This is a genomic window from Corynebacterium jeikeium, from assembly GCA_003955985.1.
Taxonomy (GTDB): domain Bacteria; phylum Actinomycetota; class Actinomycetes; order Mycobacteriales; family Mycobacteriaceae; genus Corynebacterium; species Corynebacterium jeikeium_D.
On record CP033784.1, the window covers coordinates 688,565 to 710,178 of the forward strand.

Sequence of the window (21,614 nt, forward strand, 5' to 3'; positions counted from 1 at the left end):
TCGTAGTCCCTACGAGCAGCTGCTAGTTTCAGCTAGTTCTTGCTGAAGGCCTCGAAGTTTTGCTGAGACTGCCATTTATCAATCTCTGCCGCCGTTGCGCGCAACTGCGGGTCAAATTTGAGGTAGGCCTTTGTCTCGCGCGCAATGAGCCCGGACAGGACAATCAGACCGATGAGGTTCGGTAGCGCCATCAGGCCGTTGAGAGCCGAGGCGACGGACCAGACGGTTTCCAGATGAGTAACAGCGCCGACGAAGACTACGCAGGTGAAGACCGCACGGTAGAGACCGGTGCCGCGGCGACCGACCAGGGACTCGAATGCGCGCTCACCGTAGTAGGACCAGCCCAGCATGGTGGAGAATGCGAAGAAGACAACCGACAGCGTGACGATTGTGCCACCCCAGTGGCCAGGTAGACCGCGGGAGAATGCCTCAGCAGTCAGAGCGCCAGTGTCGACGTTGCCATCCTGCCAAACACCGGTGCTGATGATAACCAGGCCGGTGAAGGACACGACGATGATGGTGTCAATGAAGGTCTGAGTCATGGAGACCAGACCCTGACGAACCGGGTGAGTGGTCGATGCGGCGGCAGCGGCGATAGCACCGGAACCCAGGCCCGACTCGTTGGAGAACAGGCCGCGGGCAACACCCATCTGCAGGGCGAGAATGAGCGTGGAGCCTGCGAACCCACCAACGGCCGCGGTGCCGGTGAAAGCATCGGTGAAGATGAGCTTGAAGGTCTCGGGCAGCGCCGAGACATTGGCGACGAGCACCCACACGGCCGCACCGATGTAGAGCACAATCATCATCGGCACAAAGCCGGCGGTGATGCGGCCAATCGACTTAATGCCACCCATCAGCGCCGCACCTACCAGGATGAACATGATCATGCCGGAGAGCGTCGGATCGATGTCGAAGCTGTTTTCCAGGTTCGAGGCCACGGCATTGCCCTGGGTCAGGTTGCCGATACCAAACGCTGCCAGCGCAGCAAAGACGGCGAAGAGAATACCGAGCGTCTTACCAAAACCATTCGGGATGGCCTTGCGCAGGTAGTACTGCGGGCCACCGGACTGTTCGCCAGCTGCATCGACCTGACGGTACTTCACACCCAGGAATGCCTCGGAGTACTTCGATGCCATACCAAGCAGGCCGGTCACCCACATCCAGAACAGCGCACCGGGTCCACCCAGGCCGATCGCGGTAGCGACACCGACAATGTTGCCGACACCGACTGTTGCCGCGAGAGCCGTCGCAAGCGCCTGGTAGTTGGTGATATCTCCCTCGGCGTCTTCGTCGTTACGGTCGATGAGTCCGAGGCGCAGTGCCGGGCCGAGTTTGACCAGGTGAATTGCACCCAGGCGAATGGTCAAAATGATTCCGGTGCCGATCAGCGCGGGGATCAGGAGATACGGACTCCAAATAAAACTATCCGCCGCTGAGGCAAAATCGCTGAAGCTTTCCATGCTGTGGAACTTTACTGGTAGAAAGCCTAAATCCGATCATTAAATTCTCAGAAAATGATTATTGTGCTACTAATTCGCCACAAGTGGGGGTAAACACATTCCGGCGAAAGCAAAAACTATTCCGCCAATCAGTGTGAGAGCAAGGTAGCCACATGCCCTCCAAAAGTGTTGGTTCTTAAGGCGTACGATCTCTCCGGCGAGTGTGGACCACGTCGACAGGCCGCCGGCGAAGCCAATCATTACCGTCGCATAGGCCAGGGCAGGCGTCATGCCATTGCTTATCGACGTTCCCCGCGACCACACCACAGCAGCGACACCGGCGACGAAGCAGGCAATCATATTCGCGGTCCACGTTCCGGGCAATTTGGAATCAGCCCACTTCACCGCAAGTTCGGCCAGCGCATAGCGCAGCGCTCCACCTACTGCCGCGCCAAGTGCGATAGCGAGGATGGCCGACAGCGCCGAGGAAAAAGAGTCGAGGAGATCGCCGGTCATTCCGCGACCTTCCGTGCGCACTTGGTGCCCAGCCAGTAGGCGAGAGGGCAGCACAGCAGGTGAATAAGCCCAACACTGATAAGAAGAGCGACTGACGTGTCGGCCTGTGCCAACAGGAGAATGACAAAGGCGGAGAAGGTGGTGAAGCCGCCACAAAAGCCGGTGCCGAAGAAAGCGGCGAGCCGGGGATTAGCAAACGCGATACTGCTGACCAGACCGAAGAGAAGGCAGCCCAGTAAGTTGATGACAGTCGTCGAGATTGCGCTAATTCCCGAGCCAACGATTGCATCGATCGCCGCTCCGAACAGAAAGCGACATATTGCGCCAACAGCGGCGCCGCCGGCCACGGCCAGAGCTGTCAGAACCTGCGCTCGTCCTGCTGATGGCAGCTTCGGAGCAACAGATTCCTCATTCACAGGGCAAACGCTAGCACAGCGGCTAAAGGGGAGACAGGAGACAGGTGCCGGCAGCCCGGAATCCTCTCGAGAAGGTGCTCCCGTCGGCACGCGGCAATCTATCTGATGCACCCTATTGCAGGGGCGAGTTTGCATTACCGAGTGGTTCTGGCCATGCGCGTTGGCCCTAAAACGGGGACACTGGGAAGAGGAAGCGCATCTAAGTTCGGTTTCCTTGTCCCGGCCGGTTGGTCGGCAATGAAATCGGCGGTTGCGCAGTTCGCTGATTTAGCAGGAGGATACCCACAATGGCTCATGAGCGCGCCGGGCAATTGGCCCAGCCATCCGACCTTATCGATGTCGCGGAACTGGTCACTGCCTACTACACAAAGCACCCGGACCCAACTAATCCTGACCAGAAGGTCGTCTTCGGTACTTCCGGTCACCGCGGTTCCTCCCTCGACGGCGCTTTCAACGAAGACCACATTCACGCCACCACCCAGGCCATCGTGGATTACCGCAAGGGCCAGGGCATTGAAGGTCCGCTCTACGTCGGCCGCGATACCCACGGCCTGTCCGAGCCGGCAATGATTTCCGCCCTCGAGGTGCTCACGGCCAACGGCATTACCGTGATGGTTGACGCTCAGGATCGCTACACGCCGACTCCGGCCGTCAGCCACGCGATTCTGACGTACAACAGCGACGTGGAGGGCGGTCCGACGGGTAATAGCTCCGCGCGTGCCGACGGCATCGTGATTACCCCTTCCCACAATCCGCCACGAGATGGTGGTTTTAAGTACAACCCGCCGACCGGTGGTCCGGCGGACGCGGATGCGACGGACTGGATTGCAGCTCGTGCCAATGAATACCTGGCTAAGGGCCTGGATGGGGTTAAGCGCCAGCTGGTGGATAAGGCAGGAGACCTCGTCGTAAAGCACGACTACCTCAATGCGTACGTGTCGGACCTGCCGAATGTTGTCAACCTCGACGCCATCCGTGATGCCGGCGTGCGTATCGGTGCTGACCCGATGGGCGGTGCGTCGGTGGATTACTGGGGCGCAATTGGCGATGCGCATAACCTAAACCTGACTGTGGTCAATCCGCTGGTCGATGCGACCTGGCGTTTTATGACGCTGGATACCGACGGCAAGATTCGTATGGACTGCTCCTCGCCGAATGCGATGGCGTCCCTGATTGGTAACCGCGATAAGTTCGACATCTCCACAGGTAATGACGCGGACTCGGATCGCCACGGAATTGTTACCCCGGACGCGGGTCTGATGAACCCGAACCACTACCTGGCCGTTGCCATTGACTACCTCTTCGCGCACCGTCCGGGCTGGTCGCAGGAGACCGCGGTCGGTAAGACGCTGGTGTCTTCGTCGATGATTGACCGCGTCGTTGCCAATTTGGGTCGCCAGCTCGTGGAAGTGCCGGTCGGTTTCAAGTGGTTCGTCCCTGGTCTGCTCGGTGGCACCATCGGTTTCGGTGGCGAGGAATCCGCTGGTGCATCGTTCCTGCGTCACGACGGCACTGTGTGGTCCACCGATAAAGACGGCATCATCCTGGACCTCCTGGCCAGCGAGATTAGGGCTGTGACCGAGAAGACTCCATCGCAGCTCTACGCAGAGCTCGCCGATAAGTACGGTGCCCCGGCTTACGCCCGTACCGATGCCGACGCAACCCGTGAGCAGAAGGCAATCCTGAAGAAGCTCTCGCCAGAGCAGGTCAAGGCCGACACCCTGGCTGGGGAGACCATCACAGCCAAACTGACCGAAGCACCGGGTAACGGCGCTGCGATTGGTGGCCTCAAGGTGGTTACGGAAAACGCATGGTTCGCGGCACGTCCGTCGGGTACTGAAGATAAGTACAAGATCTACGCGGAGTCCTTCAAGGGCGCGGACCACCTGGCCCAGGTTCAGGCTGAGGCACAGGACGTGGTCTCCGCGGTTCTGAACGGGTAATTGATAGCCGTTGGGCTAGCTGTAAACAGTTAGCCTGTACTAACATTTCTGTGCATGAAGAATTTCGTAGGCGTGGTGGCACGATTCGGCCTGGCTGCAGTTTGGTTGTACTCGGGTCTTATCAAACTGCTGAACCCGCTGGAATCGCGTCAGGCAGTGCAAGCTTATGAGCTGTTGCCGAGCGATTTGGTGCCGATGGTAGCGGTTGCGCTGCCCGCCTTCGAAGTCATCCTCGGACTCTTACTGGTATTGGGGCTTTTCCTGCGTCCGGTAGCAGTGCTGTCGGGGTTGCTCTTACTGGCGTTCATCGGCGGCATTATCTCGGCGTGGGCGCGCGGCCTGCAGATTGACTGCGGTTGCTTTGGTGGCGGTGGCTACGATGAGAACGCTGGCCCCGCTACGTATCTGACGGAAATCGCCCGAGATATAGGTTTTCTGGCCTTGGCTGCATTTGTGTACGTGTGGCCGTGGAAGAAGTTTGCCATTTACGCCTAGCCCGCGCGCTAGAGGTTGAAGTCTGAGGGAAGGGACAAGGGGCTGGGGTCAAGGCGGTGGGTCTAGTGATAGGCCTAGTAACCATTTCCGTTTTCTCAGGCGCAATTGTGTCATTGGCAAGAAAACACCGCTATCGTAAGCGGTGTGAGTCAGAAGATTAAGAACCCAAATGAAAAGGGCAGTGGCTTCGTCGTCGGCCTGATTGCTCTTCTTGCTGTCGTTGCAGTTGTTATTGGTGGCGTTATCTACATCGGCCGGTCGCAGCCGATTGAGGGGCTGCCAGATGAGGACGTCGACTTCTCCGTCGCACTCGACGGCGATGTCATCCGACTGAGCAAGGACGGCGCCGAAGGGGCTAAAACAGCCACGATTTTTGAGGACTTCTCGTGCCACTACTGTGCTCAAATGAGCGAAGAGGGCCACGATGATGAGCTCAAGGCACTAAACGACGGCAAGCTAGTCGCTGAATACCGCACGCTGAACTTCCTGGATGGTCAGGAGAAGGAGCAGCGTGACGGCCACTCCACTCGCGCCTTCGCGATTGCCCGCAAGATTGCTGAGACCGGGGATGCTCGCGCATATTGGAACTTCCACACAATGATGATGGCTGACCAGCAGAACTCCGTCACGTGGGACAATGATGAGCTGGCTGACCGTCTGGAGCAGCTCGGTGTTGCTGACAATATTGTCAGCGAAGTCCGCTCCGGCATCGACACCACCGAGGCCAAGGCAAGTGCAAACGCCAACTTCGATGACCTTGAGAAGCGCTTGGGCAAGGTTTCCTCGCCGCACGTCTTTGTCGATGGTAAGGACATTCTGCAAGACATCTCCGAAGACGGTCGCCTGGGAGAGTGGGTCGAGCTGGCTCTGCGCTAGTTCTCTTGTGGGCTTTGTGAAGTTCAGCTTTAAGTCATGTTGTTGGATGCGCCAGAAGGATATGTAAAAGCGTGTTCTACATGCGGATTTGGTGATATATGACAGCGCCATGTAGCCTTTGAGGAGTCCACAACGGAGGGTGTAAGCCGCTTCGGTGTTGATTCTGGGGCTATGGCGCAGCTGGTAGCGCACCACACTGGCAGTGTGGGGGTCACGGGTTCGAGTCCCGTTAGCTCCACCAGTATGAAATCCCTCGGTCGAAATGACCGGGGGTTTTCTTGTATCTACCCTGGTAGCGACTGGTTTCAGTCTACATGATTAATGTCCTGTTGTGGACTCGGATAGACTGGAATCTGGCACAAATCTGGCATATCTGGCACAAATCTGGCACGCCCGACATGACCACCACAGGCGGAAACAATGGCATTCGGCAGTATCCGAAAACTCAAGTCTGGAAGATTCCAGGCTCGCTACACCTACCGGGGGCAGGAGTGTAAAGCCCCTGACACTTTCAAAACCCGCGGCCTTGCTCAGGGTTGGCTCAATGAAGAAGAAAAGCTAATCAGTTTCAATGAGTGGACACCACCAGAGCAGCGCGCGGCGGAAGAGCAGCTAGCGCAGCAGCGCCACGCCCTTACCGTGGAAGCATGGCTAGAGCAGTATCACGACGGCCTTACGGTCCGCGCGTCCACGCTGCAGATCTACCGGCGTACCGTCCGCAACCGCATTACTGACCCGCGGCCGCCTGGTGATGTGGACCCGGACATTACCCGGCTTGCTGGTATTCCCCTTGTGGAACTGACTAAAGCCGATGTTTATTCGTGGTGGGACGGTATCACCCGCGTGTATGACACCCCGGAAACCAACCACAAGGCCTATGTGCGGCTTAAAGCGGCGTGTGATGAAGCTCAGCGACGTGAGTTGATAGACCGCAGCCCGGTAGAGATTGCGGCCGCTAAACGGCGTAGAGAGCGGGAATTACCGTATCTGCCCACCACGGAAGAGCTGCATGCCGTGGTGTCTGCAATGAAGCCGTCTTACAAACTGCTAACCGTGTTGTGTCTGTTCCACGGCTTGCGTATCGGTGAAGCAATCGCTCTGGAAGTGGACGATGTTATTTGCGATGTGCCGGTGCCGTATGCCCCTCGGTACTCGATTCGGGTTAGGCAGAATGCTCAGCGGATTACACCGGACGGCGGTAGCACGTACATGCTGGTGCAAAAGCCTAAGAGCCAGGCGGGTAACAGGGAGGTCCCCTTTATGCCGTCAATGGTGCCGCTGTTGTGGGAGCACCTGGCTAAGCATGTAGTCCCGGACTCGGTGGCGCTTAATCTGGCTGATGAGCTCGGCGGCGGCACGCGTCCGGCGCGATTGCTCACCACCACCGGGGCGGGCGAAATTGTTATGGATACGTCTTACCGGTCGGTGTTGGATCGTGCTACTAAGCGGGCGGGTGTGTCTGAGCGGATTAAACCGCATTCGGGTAGGCGCTGGTTGGTGACTCGGCTTGCGGAAGAGGGTGCGCATGTTAAAGAGATTGGCCGCATTCTCGGTGATGATGATTTGAGTGTGATTATGGGCATTTATATGCAGGTTCGGGCTGAGCGGACAACGGAGCTTATGGACGTGGTGGACGTGTCGGTTACGGCGGCGCGTCGGGCAGGGCAGGAGTAGAGATATGGCTGAAAAGAAAAGTGAGCGGCACCGGCTTGACGGTTTGACTATTCGCGTACTTGATGGGCGGTACATCATGGGAGACCTAATATGTGGGCTTCGACTCATTGGAGGGCGCGTGTCGTGGAGAATCTCAGTTGTGAACCGTTGGGGGGATGATTTCATCCCAGATTGGGTGGTGGGCCCCCGTCAACGGACTTCACAGCTCTGGAGGGACTACCATATTGACCGGGGTTCTGGGAGGCCTAAGAAGTCCTGGTATGTGGTGTTCCCTGACTTCCGCATTCGTGAGGAAAAGCTGGCGCCGATACTAGACGCGCTAATACGCGAGGACATTTATGAGGTTCAGTATTCGGCTCTAAGGCGTGCGCTCGGAATGTAGCGGCCAGTGCAGTCCTGACGCGAGCATGTGAGGCCATGATAAGGTGAAAGAAGTTCTTCACATTTGGTTTGAGCCGTATCACTGTAGTGAAGCCAGTCCACTCCGATTCCGGAGTGCAGGGCCGTTAAGAACGGGACTAAGACGGTGGATGGCAGAGTTTCTACTGTCCCTAGCGCCTAAATGCGGCGCTTTGTAGTAAAGCCCCGATTCGTTGGGGATTACTACTCGTACCCAAAATAGGTACGTGGGAAAGAGTGTAGAACTCATGTCTAATGTGTCTCGCACCACAGCGAACACCGCCACATCCAACGCGCGCCTGGCGCGTAATTTGAAGCCCCGGCTTATGGGTAGCGTAAAAGACGCTGCAGGCCGCTGGGCAATCAGCGAAAAGACTATCCGGCGCATGATCAACGCCGGGGAGCTCGTCGGCTACTATCCGACGCCCCGCACCCTGCGTGTGGACATGCTCGAGCTCGATGCCCTCATGGAGTCCCGCGCCACCCGCAAGGTGGTGGCGTAACAATGACTACCAACTACGCCCCAGCCGATTCGCTGGCCTACATCAATGAAAATGGTCTAATCGACGCGGCCATAGAAGCGCTGTACACACTCTCAGACGATATGAGCGCGCCCGAACAGGCAGACCTTGCGGTAACTGTTCTGGAGACCCTGAAGAAGATCCTTGCGTATGAAGTCCGGGTACACCGGCTTGATACAGCCACGCACTACAGCAATGACATCCCCCTGCGTGTTACCGGGCTAGAGCCGTATGAAGAAGTCGATACCGACGGCGTGCGGCATACGGGAGTACGTCCGTTCACCACCTGTATGCACCCCAGTGGTGCGGTAACCCACCCGGCTATCGACAACGGCGGGGAGGTGGCGTAACCCATGGCTGAAAAGAATATCCCCGCGCCGGGCCAGCACGGGGACAATCAAGCAAGTTTCTACCGCCATACTAACCCAGTAGGGCAGGGAACACCTAGCGTGTGGGAGTCCTTTGCGGTACAAACACTTGCCTATCTTGTCTCCAGTACGGCGGAAACCGCGCAGTTCGCTATCGCCCGGCGCGGCTTAACCGTGCAGGCGTTCCCTAGGTTGTATCAACCGGCGTTTGAGGTGCTGCTAGGTGGTGTCCTGGAGCTGCTGGAGACGGGCCGGGGCCAGGAGGCTATCAACATTGTGCAGTTCGGCCAGCGGCTGCATGAGCGGCAAGGCCCGGTGAGCGTCCGGGTAATGCAGCGGATTACCGGAAGTGGCTGCTACCGCGCCGATAAAGCACTGTGTTTCGCTGAGCTTGGGCTGATTAATGTTGCGGCCTGCCTGCTGGTTGAACAGTCTGGTTTTGCGTCCCTGGTGCAAGCCCAGGCGGGTATCCAACGCTGCTTAGACGAAGCAACTTTGGTCGGCACTGGTGAAGTGGTGGACCGCGTTCTGTATGCGCAGGCAGCAGGGCAACGCGCGCTGATCAACGGGCAGCAGGTCCGGGCTTACTCTCCAGCTCAGGGGGTGGCCTAATGCCTAAGATGACTGCAAGCGACGTGAAGCAGACAATGCAGCGCGCGGAAGCAACCGCGGCTAGGGTCGGCGCGGATATTCCGCTGGACTCGGTACTAACCGCACAAGAGTGGACGCAGCTACATAGGGACGTATTCGACGGCTCAGACGCGCTCGAGCACCTACAGGATTACGCCCGCGCTCACTACGTGCCACCGATCGCATTCCTACTTGTGACGCTGACCAGGATTGCGGCGGCAAGCCACCCTATTACCGTTAACGCTGGGCTGGGCCCCACACCACTGAACGCCTATCTTGTGCTGGTTGGTGATTCCGGTATGGGCAAGGACACGGTAATCAATCGGTCTACTAAGGCCTACCCACTGGTCCGCACCAGTTTCCCCGCGGGGCTGGAAGAGCGGCCGCTAGGCTCGGGTGAATCACTGGTATCCGCGTTTATGCCACCCGCGCCGGACAAAGATGACCCGGCCCCTAAACCTAACCCCCGGGTGCTGTTCACGGAGACGGAAATCAGCAACGCCGAAACATTGATGAAGCGCGACGGTGCCACGCTTAGGCAAAACCTGCTGAAGCTCTACAGCGGCAGCACGGTCGGCAATGCGACGAAAAACAGTGTGGACACCATAGCCGGGGGCACGTATTCCACCGGGCTGATTATCGGAGCCCAACGGGGCAGGGTAGGGGCGCTGCTGGATAACCCCGATGATGGATTGCCCCACCGGTTCATGTGGACGGAGCTGCTAGATCCGAACGTGCCTAGCCAGTTGCCTAAGGTTGGGCCAGAGTTGGACGCGGTGCAATTCCCTAAGGCGGGGACGGTAATCCGCGCGTGCGATAAGGCCAGTAGGCAGGTGAAGCAGCGCAGCAGGTTGCGGCTCACTAAAGGCTATACAGGCGGGCTTGACTCGCACCTATTGTTAACTCGGGTGCGTATCGCTGCACTGCTGGCCGTGTTTAGAGGGCATGCGGAAGAGCGCGGCTTTACCGATGATGATTGGCGGCGTGCGGGCGCGCTCATAGCGTACTCAAAGAAAGTACGTGAGTCCTGTAACGAACGCCTGCAGGCCTCAGCCGTGGTCAAGCAGATGACACGTGAAGAAGCAGAGTATGCAGCACGTAGGAAGCGCATTCACCAATTGGTCTACGAGGCGTTAAAGGGTAGTGAGCAGGTGCGTGTAAGTGAGATTACTAATCCTCAGCGCAGGTGGCGTAAAGACGCGGAAGACATGCTAGCGGAACTGGTACACGCTAAAGCTATTCGCTACGTCGATAAGCAGTGTTGGATTATCGGCAAGGGCGAAACATGGCAGGACTTTGTGAGTTCACTTAACACCCCGTCCTAAGTGACCTAACCGACCTAACCCCAGGTAGGCGGTGGTTTCCAGCGTCCTAACCACCGTCCTAACCCGTCCTAACCTAGGACACGAAGATAGGACACCATAGGACACCACATAGGACACCAAAAAACGCCCTGACCAGCACATAGGACACTTAGGACACTTAGGACAGGGGGTAAGAAAAAAGGACGTCCTAGCCTAAAGGGAGCAGCCCGGCGCGCCGGGCGGTCCTGTGGTGAAAGACCCCTGGGGGCTATCCCCTCCGTGAAGCTGGTCCCGGCCCCCGGTGGCGTAGGTGTGAGGGGCGGTTACAGGTCTGGAGTTTTATACCCCAGGGGGCAACCCCCTCCCCCGGGGCGCATGGCCCCCGGTTGGCAATGGCGCTAGGGCTGCGCCTGGCCGTGGGATTCCAGGCCCAGGGGGTGCCCCCCCCCTCCCCAGTCTGCCTTGTCGGCCGGAGGGCGTTGCTGCGCTGTTCGTGTACGGGTTTGACCGTTTTCGCATTTTTCCGGTGAGTGGCATCAGGTGGCAGTGTGGGGCGGCTCAACATCACACGAAAACGTTTGTGAAGTGAACTAGTATGAAAACATGATGGTTCACACGTCAAACACATCTGAGTTGCAGGCGATAGAAACGCGACTCGCCACAGCATTAACCACTATTGCGCGCATGGCGGAAAACCTTAATGACCTTATCGGCGGTCATGGCCGTGTCGCTCGGTTCGGGGAAATCAGGCGGCGTAATCCACGCTCAACACCACCGTGTAATCTGTCTTGGCTGCAGTTGTCGATAGAGCTGCAAGATCTACTCAAGTGCGGTGTGCTGCAGGCGCGTGCTGACGGCATTGCAGGCGTTCCACGCGATCGCAGCGGTGGGGCACTTGCTTGGTGGCTAGCAGGTCACAGCAGTCAACTGGCAGCGCAGCAGTGGGTTACCTCAGCTTCCTGGTGGTCTTTGCGTTCAGGCAGTAACGGCGTTAGTTGGCTCGATGAGATAGAGCTGTATGCCGATACCCTGCAGAACGCCATTAATCCACCTGAAAAGCACCCACCAGCAGGCAGCACGGTAGAGGTCGCAACCTGGTGCGGCGTGTCCGCTACCTCGGTCCGCAATTGGCGGCGCGCTGGAAAACTACAAGGATTCTGGAACGGCAAAAAGTGGACCTACAGGACTAGCGACGTGCTGAGGGTGAAAGAAGAAATGGCGGCGCGCCGGGCAGGGTAGTCGGTGCTAGATAATCCGGGCGTGTGCTGCAGTCTGTACTCGGTGCATGTGTCCTTGAGGTGTGCGGCCCCCCGGAAATCTTAGGGCGGTGCCTAGCCAGCGACTCTCTCGGTTCGCTGTGCTTGCTTGTCTCTCTCTCCTTTTGTTTTGTGGTGCTAATTAGCGGGTGGGGAGGTATCCCTGGCGGTGTCCATGGCGCTAAAGGGCACTGCGTTGTTGCGGTACCTCCCCCGGTGGCTTGTGGTGGTGAACAGGCCCAAGAACAGGGGGCGGGTCGCTGCTACTCGGTGGCGGTTGCTGCAGGTGGCGGGCTGTTTTAAGGGTGGGGGTTGCCGTAAACTATCGGTGTCAAAACGTAAAGGGTATGTGAGGTGTTTGCATGAAGTTGGAAGCTGGTAAGTGGCAACTGCAGTTTGATGAGCTCACGGCGCTGATCCGGTCGCTGGAAGCAATGGAGCCTAAGCCTGCGAAAGAGATTGTGGCGGCGTATGCGCAGCGGGCGCGTGCGATTGAGGCCCTGGAAAAATCGCCATTCGGCAAGCGCTAACAGGCGGACGGCGCTTAGCCCTAAGTATTCTTCCTAGTGTTAGATTTCCCTCTAGTCGGTATGGTTAGAGCATGGGCAAGGGATTAGGCACTACTCAGCGGGCAATACTGACAGCACTACGCACACACACTTACGCAGAGCTGCAAAAATGGATAACGGCCCACCCTGGCAGGCAAGACGTGTTTCTGTTGCCCATGTTGACCACTGAGGTGGCAAAAGCCGTAAACCGTTCACCCCGGCAAGTGCTGCAGACTATGGAGAGCTTAGAAAAGCGGGGGCTAGTTGAATCCTCTCTGTCATGGAGTGAATGGGTGCCCACTAAGCGACGTACCGCGCCGGGCCGTGACCGTATCCCGCTAGAGATCATTGACCAGGGGGCTGTACGGCGGGCTGTGGTTGCGGCGGAAGAGCAGCTACAAGGTTGGGTGCCCCGCTATACGGACCGCTGGGGAGAAGAGCATTACCCGGACAAGGTGCGGGTTACTATTCAGGTCTGGAATGAACGGTATGGTGGCGGCTCGGTGATTGAGCGGCCGGTTATGTCTCGGGTGTTTTGGGCTGTTCTGCCTACTGGTGTGCGTGTTGAAGATATTGGGCCAGCGTGGGTAGGGGAGTACGGGGATTAGCGCGCGGTAATCCGCATGCCGGGTTATTCTGTCGGTGCCCCTGTTGACTGTGAGACTGTGGCGATAGCCCTACTGCTGGCGGCGCACTCCCCCCCCCCTGCGTGCTGGTGGTAGGGCGCTTTTGTCTCGGTGAATTTTACGCCGGTGTAAAAATTCCGTGCGCATGTGGGGCTTACCCTCGTTTCCGACTGGGGAATTTCCCCAGTCGAGTTAGCTTCCGTGCGCATGTGGGGCTTACCCTCGTTGACCTGCGCAAAACCCCTGTTCGCAAATCGATTCTAAGCGGTTAAACGACGGGAGCACGTACCCTAACACCCCTTAATCGCTTACAGGGCGTTCTACAGCACCGGCCCCAACCTGCGATTATGTAAAAACCGGGTGATTCTTACACTTAGCAGGCTCGGGCCGGTCGCTTAATGACTTAGCTGTTGTTGGTATCGCCCGGCGCGGCTCGGTGCGCGTCACGGGCAGCTTCAAGAGCCATTTGAACTTCCTTGTGTGTGTCACGGCCGGCAATGCGGCTAAGTGTGTCGGTGAGGGTGTTCACATGCTCAATGGTGAGCGGCGTGCCGTCGTTGATCTCGTCGGCTAACGGGAGCTCGGGGCAAACAATGCTTGCGGTGAGTTCCTGTAGTTCTCGGAGTGCGTGGGCGGTGTAGGTGGACATAGTGGTTTTCCGTTCTTTTGGTCTAGTGGTTGGTAGCGTGTGGGCTGTATGTGTGTTCGGTGTAGACGGTCAAATGTGGCGGTCCTTTCTAGGTGTTTTTGGGGGCGCTTTTTGGAAAATCTGGCACATATCTGGCACGCCCGAACGGTTATTTTTTCGGTTAAGCCGTCTACCTGGGTAAATGCCCTTAGTTTGTGAAGCCCCGTTAGCTCCACCATTTAGACGCTCATTTTGATACAAAGTGGGCGTCTTATTGTTTGCCTTACGTGGAGTGTGTTTTGTCTTGTCAAACGTGGTTTCTTGAGTGGATAGGGCGTTGAGTAGGCGCGATCATCGGCGTTTCAGGGTGTTTCGTGTGACGTGATTAGGTGTTGGCTAGCGGGGTAGTGGGGCTGTTCTGGACAGGCGTCAAAATCTATAGGGCATCGTCAAAAGTGTCCGGGCTGACGTCAAAAGGTGCGCGCACCCGGTTTGAGAAATCCCAAGACACTACTCGTTATCGATTGGGCGCTTACTAATCGTTTGCTCGACTAATAGCCACTCAAGATCATCTTGAAGGGTTGCTTCGTCGGGCCACAAGGTGCTTGCACCAGCTTGGTCAACCATCTGCACCAGCTCACCTTGGGGTACAGCCAAAGTCGGCTCCGTACCCAGGGACTATATAGACTGTTTCTGCGTCCTCATGTGGAACATTAAGGAGCTGCGCCGAAAGAACGACAAGATCTAGGAGAAGGCGGGCACGTGCGATCGGTAACCTCTCTGGCGCAATGGTGAGCCGGTTTTCTTCGCTGTGGATGTTTCCACCGACAATTGCAGATTGAATAGCTCGAGTGATCTCGTCGGGAGAATAACCGTCGTTCTCCAAGTACTGCCGGACTCCTTGTAGATCCCCGTCTGGTGAGAGCAGCACCGCGTGCTCGATTTCGAGAGGCGTCAGGAAGCCGATCTGCTGAAGTGCCCTACGTAGGCGCACCAAAATGGACTTTACTTGTATGAAATCCTCAGTGGATTCAAACTTAAGCATGTGTCCAAGATCGCCACGCAAAGCGCCTGCGTACCCTGCGCCGTCAAGGTATTCGAGAAATGCCGAGTTTGGGTAACTTTCTCGGGTTTGTATCCGGGAACTACTAGTCTGATCGACGACCTTGTGCGAGACGCTTCCGCTGTCGCCCTCATAGAACTGAGACTGAATAAAAAGGCGAGGTTTCTCTCCCCAGCCAGGGACTCGGAAGGGCAGGATGAAGTCGTAAGCACGCACTTTGCCTACTGGCACATCTTCTGGGGCGCTGACCTCTTCTGGTTCGGTAGCAGATAGTATTGCTGAAACATCGACATCATTTCGGTTAAAGTCAACATCAGCAACAAGCCCTAGTAGGAGCAGCTTCTCTCTCAGCGTAGCCTCGTTCACGTGACCTAGTGATGCAGTAAAGCTGCCGCGTACCTGGAAAGTGGCAATGGCCTGAATTAGGCTCGTACTCAGGGACTCTATCGCGCTGTTGTCATCATCTTTTTCAAGAAATGTAAATGTTTTAGAGAGAGCCCATGCCTGACGGAGTTCATGCTCAGTAGCCAGTATTAATTCAATGTAGGCGCGTAGGTAAATATTATAATGTTTCTTTAGCTCGGAAACTTCATGAGGCTTGAATGTAGTTGAGTAGTTGACATTAGTTGCAACGAGTGTCCTTGCTAAATCTCTTGCGATTCGAGTCATTGGGACGACGTTGCCAAGTTTGCGTTGAGTGTGACTGCCATATTGAAGGAGCGAAAGCCACCGGGTGGAAACAAGCCATCAACCAACTAGCCGTGGCATACCCAGACCGATTCGCAGACTACTTGTAAACCAAACCCCCGCACACAAACTATCGGACACTCTCGAACTCACAGCCGATGGAATCGCCACCCCGCGCGACAAGACAGTGTGGCCGCCCTCCACTGTGCGGTCGATTCTTGTCAATGAGAAATACAAAGGCGATGCGCTGTTGCAAAAGAGCTTCACCACTGACTTTCTGACCAAAACCATGAAAGTCAACGAAGGCGAAGTCCTCAGTACTACGTAACCGGTAACCACGAACCCATCATCAATCCCGCTACCTGGGACGCCGTTCAAGCAGGGATTGCACGCCGCGCAGGCCGGGGAACCGCCAACAGCAACCCGTTCGCCAACCGCATCAAGTGCTCCGACTGCGGCGGCTGGTTTGGACGGAAAGTTTGGCACTCCACTAGCAAATGCCGCCACCATATCTGGCGCTGCAACAACAAATACAAGAAAACTCACCGTTGCGCCACGCCCCACGTCACTGACGACCAAATCAAAGAAGCCTTCGTCAAAGCCCTGACCGGGCGCGTCACCGACCACGCCGTGCCCGATGACACCATGCGTCTGCTCGATGAAACGGTCTACAACACCCACGAGTTGGAAACCCAGCAGGCCGACCTAACAGAGCGGATCGAAGAAACCCTTACGCTGATGAACCAACTCATCGCGTCTGCAGCGGCAACAGCCCATGACCCTGACGACTACGACCTACCGCTACCATCAACTCGAAGCCCGGCACAGCGAGCTGGAGAACCAATACCAGCACATCACTGAACAGATTGACGATCTGCGTCGCCGCCGCGCCCAGGCCGTAGAAGTCCGTGACTTCCTCACCACCCAGCCACCCCTCGAATACAGCGACCAAGCATGGAACACCCTCGTCGACCACGCCGAGGTCGACACGGACGGCACCCTCAGAATCGGGTTTAAGGATGCCAGTTTCAGAGGATCGGTTGAGAAGCACTCGATGTTCGGTGAGAATGGAATGTAGCTTGGCAGTTGACATGGCGATTATTCTAGGTCTCCTTATCTTGACGGTGACGTCACGTGACTGTGGTTTTGGGCCATGCGTTTTTTGTGGGAGGAACTAGGGTGCCTGAGCTCCTTGGACAACACGAATCGATCGCGCGAGACCTGCATGATCGGGTGAAGGCTCTTTCCGGCGGTTGCTATGACGGTCCTATTGTTTTGATGCTTCGGGGGGCATCCGGTGTTGGGAAGACAGCTATCATTCAGCGCCTTTACGAGTTACTTCGCTTGGATAAGGCGGAAAAATCCAAGGACGGATATGGGCAATACTGGCCCGAGCTGACTTTCGCAGATGGTGAAGCCGACCCACTACGAGGCCGCGCGGTTCTTTCCCCTGATTTGGATTCCTTCATTTGGAAGGAAGACACGCTCCCGACGTTTGGTTGGTGGTCATTCAATTGTCAAGAGCTGCGGAACAACCAAAAACTCGATGTCGTGGCAACGGGTAAGAAACAGATGGCGACCCACCTGGCCCCCTTGTCGTTGGCGTGGTGGGATGCCTCTGGAGCTCTCGCTCGTGCTGGGAAAGTGCTCTCTGAAGTAGTTCCTCGGGTCCGCAAGGACTTGCAGGCTGATGCAGCCGATACATTGCTTGAGTATTCTCTTGAAGCGTTGAGTATCGGTATTCCGCTTCCAGCTACTCTCACATCGTGGCTAGGCGATGTATTTCGTTGGTTTGGCAAGAGACGAAAGAACTCGAAGAATCTTCACCGAGACGTATACATGGGGGAACAGCACCTCAAGTCGAAGAAGGACGCTGGTGCGGAACTAGCTGAAGCCATTCGATCCTTGACTGCAAAAGGCCTCCCCGGAATTGTCGTCATCGAGGATATGCACCTGATGGGGCCGGAACTCCGTTCGCTTCTGACAGTGCTCAGCGAGCCTGACCTGAAGCGGCCCGTGATGGTGATTGGTACTGCCTGGCCTGAGGGAATGGTCGAGGACGACTTCGAACAATGGCATTCAGACATGCAAGAAAACTCGGATGTTCAAGCGCAACTTATTGATGTGGATGTCCCTTCTCTCAAGGAGAACTCACTCGTCGAACTCCTATTGCGCTATGCCCCAGAAACGTCTGCCGACGTTGCGAAACAGGTGGTGGAGAAACTTAATACGCCATTGTTTCTCCTTCTTTGGATTACCGACCCCAACGTTGCGATTGAGATTCGACTATCAGGTCACAAAATTCTTCTTTCCGATGATTTCAAGCTACCAGACAGTGTCGAACGAGTAGTCGAGAGCCGCTGGAAGGCTCTGCCTGAAGGTGTGAGAAACGCGCTGACGGCAGCGGTCGCAGGAAACCCCTCAGATCCAGCTCAGGACATACTTAATCGATTCGTGCCGACAGTCATCGCCGAGGTCATCAACGAGATTTACCAAGAGTCACCGGAAAGCGCTCACGATGCGATTAATAAAGCTCGAAATCCCATCGGATGGTGCAAGGGATCAACAGAGGTAGCCCACTTCGCCGATCCCTTGTTGACCCGACACGTGAGGAAAACCGTTCAAGACCGGTCCACCTTAAAGAAGCATGCACAAAGATTCGCGCAACAAGCTTGCACACATTGGCTTGATGATCAGCGTGAGCATCTCGATCTCCCCAGCAGCTCTCAAGTAGATGCAGTGGTGGACTGGTATCTTACCTTCGGTGGGGAGGGGCTACCTCTCACAACAGCGGCGGCGCACATCCACGTTGCGAGACGCAACATAGCGGCATTTGATTTTTCAAAGGCGATCGAGCATTTCAACTTTGCTCTTGGCGCTCTTGGCGGGGACGCTGACGTACGCGATCAGATTTTCGTGCTCAGGCAAATTGCGGATTGTTATTACGCAATGTCTGAGTTTACTGATGCCGAAGCGATCCTTTCGAAGCTTCTACCGTTACAGATTAAATTGGATGGACAAAACCATCCTGACACATTGGTGGTCAAGCTCCTCCACGCGAGACTCCTGCTGAGGAGCGGAGACCCGCTGGAAGCCATGCCAGTCCTGATGCACATCACAGCGATGCTCTTAGAAAGGTACTCGGACGAACCAGTTTCAGCGGATGTTGTGGAAGCTGTATACATCCCGTTGGTAACGCTAAAGGGAGATGTAGCCTTCGAGAATTGGGCATACGAGGATGCCATCGAATTTTACGAGGAAGGTATCGGTGCGGCGACAGAGATTTTCGGGGAGGATTCTCCTAAGACTCTCATGCTTCAGATGAAGCGACTTAGGGCGGTGAATGCACGAAATTCCTCTAGCGATGAAGCCTTTGACCAAGGGAAAGCACTTCTAGCAAGAATCCGAAAAGCAGTCGGCGAGGATTCGCCTGCTGCGCTCGAGGTGGAAGCGGATGTGATCGTTTTTGGATATTATGCCAATCAGATTACGGATGTCGAGCAGGCGTTCCGTGACTTGGATGGGAGAATCCCAGAGTCGAGAAATCATGCAACTCTCCGGGCCGATATGTATATCTGGGCGGGAGGCATTGCTCTCAACGAGAAGAGGTTCGCCGATGCTCAGCAATGGCTATCTGCCTGCTTTTCCATCGTCCATCGGCACCACGGAGCCTATGATCCACTGGGCCTGCGTGCCGCGCACCAGCTTGGATACGCGTTGCTTCAACTCGAGCAATTCGATGAGGCGCGGTCTGTTTTGGAAACGTTGACAGAGAACGCGCGCATCGCGGTCGGTGCTACAGGAAGCAGCACAGTGCGAGCGGAAGTCCTTCTCTCCTGGATCTACCAAATTCAAGGGCGAGGTGCTAAAGCTATTGAGCGACTTATGAGGGTACGCGCAGCGTTGACTATTGATTCAAGTAATGGATATACACTTATCGATTTGGTCGATGCACGATTGCGTGAACTAAACAGTGAAATGGAATATATTGACTTCTACCCTCTGGTGCAAGAGAAGAACGGTCGTTTCGGACGCCTGAGCGGAACTGGAGTAGACAGTGACCCACTTTGGTTCATCGAAGGCGGGAGAGAGTTCCCCAAAATCGCCAATCAGGTAGCTGTGATTCGCGATACCGAAAGGATCTTTGACCAAATACCGGAACACTGGGCCTTGTATCTAGGTATCCTCAGCCGTGCCTACATGAACTTGGGGTCATGCTACTGGAGGCTTGGCAATATTGACGAGGCAGACAAAGCGTTCGGAACTGCCGATAAATTCGTGAAGTTGTTCTTCTCGAAGGCAAGGCAGACCGGCGACATACCACCTGACAAAGCAGTGGTAGAAATGGCTTCGAGAATGCTGGCGATCTCTATCAATATGATGGGCATGCTCATTTCCCTTAAGCTCACCTCTGATATCCGTGATGTCTTTGAAACAAACAAAGAGCGAGCAGTTGGCCTCATGGGGCAACTTAGTAATGAAACCCCTGAGAACTTAGGGAACGTCAACGTACGGTTCCTCGAGCAGATTCTGTCGGGACTCATCTCTAGTTGACATCTGTTGCTAGTCGGCACCGTTTAGAGCTGACAGCCCCGCGTGCCTGGGAAAGGTCGATTGTGCACCCACCCTCGCGCCAACTGCACCCACCTTGCTGCTCCATGCACCCACCCAGAGTCTTGTATCAAAATGAGCGTCTAAGTAACAAGGAACAAATTCCCCCGGTCGTTTGACCGGGGGAATTTCTTATGCCCAACTCCCACTGCTGATGCGGGCACACTTTTTATCCTTCACCCCGGGGGGGGGTGTCCCTATGTTTTTGTCAAGTGCCAGACCGATGTTGACGAGCACAGTCTTGGGAGTAGTTTCTTAGGCGTGCCTAGGAGCCGGCCAGCGTGTGCTGGTCGGCTTCGTCTTTGGGGCTTTATGCGGCGACGGGGCGTGGCGGGATTTCGCGGAAGAACTCCTTGTTTTTCAGCATCGCGTAGATGACATTGCATCGGCGTCGTGCCAGGCAGATGACTGCTGCGTTGTGGCGTTTTCCTTCAGCGCGTTTGCGTTCGTAATACCGCCGTGACGGTTCGTGGCTGCGGATAACTGCGAATGCGGAGTAGAACAAGGCGTTTTTCAGTCGTTTATTGCCTGACCGTGCCGGGAATTCACCTCTGATCGACGAACCGGATCGTCTAGTCACGGGTGCTATTCCAGCATAAGCAGCTAAGTGGCCAGCACTAGCGAAGTCGGAGCCATCACCGATCGCAAGAAGGATCTGCGCTGCGGTCTTGATGCCGACTCCGGGCATACTCATCAAGACCTCACAAAGAGGGAAATCAGCGAGCATCTCTTCAACCTGCTCAGCAATGGTGTTTCGTTGCTCTTTGAGGGCCTGGATGTTTGCAGCCAGTTGAGGAATTACTAACTCGGCGGCATCGCTTCCAGGCACGGTGACTGTTTGAGCTTTCAGCGCTGTAAAAATGTCGTCTACCAGCGGGGTGGGGTCTTTACGTGTGCGCTTGATCATCCAGTTCAACACTCGTTGGTATCCGGCTCTTTTTAGCCCCTGCGGTCCCTTGTAATGGATCAATAATTCCAGGATCGGCGTGCGAGTCAGGGTGCTACCAGCAAAAACTCGTTCCAGGCTGGGGTAGATCTGGGTGAGGACACTGCGAAGCCGATTGACAGTGCGAGTGCAATCGCGGGCGATGTCATCATCGAAGCCGGACAGCATCTTTAGGGCGGAGAGTACCTCATCATTGCGGTCGACGGCACGTAGCGTGTGGGGCATTGTGCGGGCGGTGTCGGCGATGATGAATGCGTCGCGTTTGTCTGTTTTTGCACGTCCCGGATAGAGATCTGCAGCTTTGCGCATCGCAAGACCTGGCAGGTATCCGACTTCGCAACCGCAGTCCCGGGCTACAGCAATCGGTAGTGCGCCGATGGTGTTGGGTTGGTCGACGATCACGAGCACGGTGCCAAGCTTCTGAAGCTGGTGAAAAACGCCTGCTAGTTCGGATTCGAGTTGAGGCAACGGTTTGTCGAAGACCTTGTTGCCATCACGGTCTAAGGCGCAGGCGTGGTGTTCAGATTTGCCGACGTCTAACCCAAGGAATATGTCGATGGAATGCTCCGGAGACATGATGAGCTCCTAGAAAACGAGATGGGTATGGCGTTGTTCCAGTCGCTGGTGTCATGACCTTCGTTGCAAGCACCCACGTTACAAAGAGACCT

The 21,614-nt window shown here is 56.1% G+C and carries 19 protein-coding genes, 1 tRNA gene and 1 pseudogene; 15 read left to right on the plus strand and 6 right to left on the minus strand.

Going from position 1 to position 21,614, the window contains the following annotated elements; all coding sequences use genetic code 11:
* Positions 1 to 32: 32 nt before the first annotated feature.
* The 3 genes from EGX79_03045 to EGX79_03055 all read right to left on the minus strand — a co-directional run bounded on the left by EGX79_03045 (position 33) and on the right by EGX79_03055 (position 2,317).
* Positions 33 to 1,460 (minus strand): sodium:alanine symporter family protein, encoded by a 1,428-nt coding sequence (locus tag EGX79_03045; protein ID AYX81251.1) that lies wholly within the window; start codon positions 1,458 to 1,460, stop codon positions 33 to 35.
* Between the two features lie 69 nt (positions 1,461 to 1,529).
* Positions 1,530 to 1,955 (minus strand): CrcB family protein, encoded by a 426-nt coding sequence (locus EGX79_03050; protein ID AYX81252.1) that lies wholly within the window; start codon positions 1,953 to 1,955, stop codon positions 1,530 to 1,532.
* Positions 1,952 to 2,317 carry a CrcB family protein gene (locus tag EGX79_03055; protein ID AYX82699.1) on the minus strand — a complete coding sequence of 122 codons (366 nt, stop codon included), beginning with the start codon at positions 2,315 to 2,317 and terminating at the stop codon, positions 1,952 to 1,954. Before EGX79_03055 ends, EGX79_03050 begins: the two co-directional genes overlap by 4 nt.
* A gap of 341 nt (positions 2,318 to 2,658) precedes the next feature.
* Here EGX79_03055 and EGX79_03060 point away from each other — a divergent pair, with 341 nt between their 5' ends.
* From EGX79_03060 to EGX79_03115, 12 genes are all read left to right on the plus strand, one after another.
* The gene (locus EGX79_03060) at positions 2,659 to 4,314 is read left to right on the plus strand and encodes an alpha-D-glucose phosphate-specific phosphoglucomutase (GenBank protein ID AYX81253.1); all 1,656 of its coding nucleotides are present in this window, start codon (positions 2,659 to 2,661) and stop codon (positions 4,312 to 4,314) included.
* Positions 4,315 to 4,368: 54 nt separating this feature from the next.
* Positions 4,369 to 4,809, plus strand: coding sequence for a DoxX family membrane protein (locus EGX79_03065; protein AYX81254.1), 441 nt, complete (start codon positions 4,369 to 4,371; stop codon positions 4,807 to 4,809).
* A 144-nt stretch (positions 4,810 to 4,953) separates the two neighbouring features.
* Positions 4,954 to 5,685, plus strand: coding sequence for a hypothetical protein (locus tag EGX79_03070; protein ID AYX81255.1), 732 nt, complete (start codon positions 4,954 to 4,956; stop codon positions 5,683 to 5,685).
* 165 nt (positions 5,686 to 5,850) lie between these two features.
* Positions 5,851 to 5,926, plus strand: a tRNA-Ala gene (locus EGX79_03075).
* Between the two features lie 179 nt (positions 5,927 to 6,105).
* A complete protein-coding gene (locus EGX79_03080; protein ID AYX81256.1) occupies positions 6,106 to 7,359 on the plus strand; it encodes a site-specific integrase in 1,254 nt (417 codons plus the stop codon).
* 4 nt (positions 7,360 to 7,363) lie between these two features.
* Positions 7,364 to 7,741: a hypothetical protein gene (locus tag EGX79_03085; GenBank protein AYX81257.1), complete on the plus strand. Its 378-nt coding sequence runs from the start codon at positions 7,364 to 7,366 to the stop codon at positions 7,739 to 7,741.
* A 265-nt stretch (positions 7,742 to 8,006) separates the two neighbouring features.
* Positions 8,007 to 8,261 carry a DNA-binding protein gene (locus EGX79_03090; protein ID AYX81258.1) on the plus strand — a complete coding sequence of 85 codons (255 nt, stop codon included), beginning with the start codon at positions 8,007 to 8,009 and terminating at the stop codon, positions 8,259 to 8,261.
* Between the two features lie 2 nt (positions 8,262 to 8,263).
* Positions 8,264 to 8,629: a hypothetical protein gene (locus EGX79_03095; GenBank protein ID AYX81259.1), complete on the plus strand. Its 366-nt coding sequence runs from the start codon at positions 8,264 to 8,266 to the stop codon at positions 8,627 to 8,629.
* A 3-nt stretch (positions 8,630 to 8,632) separates the two neighbouring features.
* On the plus strand, positions 8,633 to 9,259 hold the full coding sequence (locus tag EGX79_03100) for a hypothetical protein (GenBank protein ID AYX81260.1): 627 nt from the start codon (positions 8,633 to 8,635) through the stop codon (positions 9,257 to 9,259).
* Complete coding sequence (locus EGX79_03105; protein ID AYX81261.1) at positions 9,259 to 10,602, plus strand: hypothetical protein; 1,344 nt, start codon at positions 9,259 to 9,261, stop codon at positions 10,600 to 10,602. Before EGX79_03100 ends, EGX79_03105 begins: the two co-directional genes overlap by 1 nt.
* Positions 10,603 to 11,184: 582 nt before the next feature.
* Positions 11,185 to 11,820: a DNA-binding protein gene (locus EGX79_03110; GenBank protein AYX81262.1), complete on the plus strand. Its 636-nt coding sequence runs from the start codon at positions 11,185 to 11,187 to the stop codon at positions 11,818 to 11,820.
* 618 nt (positions 11,821 to 12,438) lie between these two features.
* On the plus strand, positions 12,439 to 12,993 hold the full coding sequence (locus EGX79_03115; GenBank protein AYX81263.1) for a hypothetical protein: 555 nt from the start codon (positions 12,439 to 12,441) through the stop codon (positions 12,991 to 12,993).
* A 421-nt stretch (positions 12,994 to 13,414) separates the two neighbouring features.
* On the opposite strand, the gene EGX79_03120 is transcribed toward EGX79_03115, so the two are convergent.
* The gene (locus EGX79_03120; protein ID AYX81264.1) at positions 13,415 to 13,660 is read right to left on the minus strand and encodes a hypothetical protein; all 246 of its coding nucleotides are present in this window, start codon (positions 13,658 to 13,660) and stop codon (positions 13,415 to 13,417) included.
* Positions 13,661 to 14,276: 616 nt separating this feature from the next.
* A complete protein-coding gene (locus tag EGX79_03125) occupies positions 14,277 to 15,371 on the minus strand; it encodes a hypothetical protein (GenBank protein AYX81265.1) in 1,095 nt (364 codons plus the stop codon).
* Between the two features lie 163 nt (positions 15,372 to 15,534).
* Here EGX79_03125 and EGX79_03130 point away from each other — a divergent pair.
* The 3 genes and pseudogenes from EGX79_03130 (at position 15,535) to EGX79_03140 (ending at position 19,943) form a co-directional block, all read left to right on the plus strand.
* Positions 15,535 to 15,717 (plus strand): annotated as a pseudogene (locus EGX79_03130) (recombinase family protein).
* 17 nt (positions 15,718 to 15,734) lie between these two features.
* Positions 15,735 to 16,250 carry a hypothetical protein gene (locus tag EGX79_03135; protein AYX82700.1) on the plus strand — a complete coding sequence of 172 codons (516 nt, stop codon included), beginning with the start codon at positions 15,735 to 15,737 and terminating at the stop codon, positions 16,248 to 16,250.
* Between the two features lie 318 nt (positions 16,251 to 16,568).
* Positions 16,569 to 19,943 carry a tetratricopeptide repeat protein gene (locus EGX79_03140; protein ID AYX81266.1) on the plus strand — a complete coding sequence of 1,125 codons (3,375 nt, stop codon included), beginning with the start codon at positions 16,569 to 16,571 and terminating at the stop codon, positions 19,941 to 19,943.
* A 367-nt stretch (positions 19,944 to 20,310) separates the two neighbouring features.
* On the opposite strand, the gene EGX79_03145 is transcribed toward EGX79_03140, so the two are convergent.
* Positions 20,311 to 21,522, minus strand: coding sequence for an IS110 family transposase (locus tag EGX79_03145; protein ID AYX81267.1), 1,212 nt, complete (start codon positions 21,520 to 21,522; stop codon positions 20,311 to 20,313).
* Positions 21,523 to 21,614: the final 92 nt, after the last annotated feature.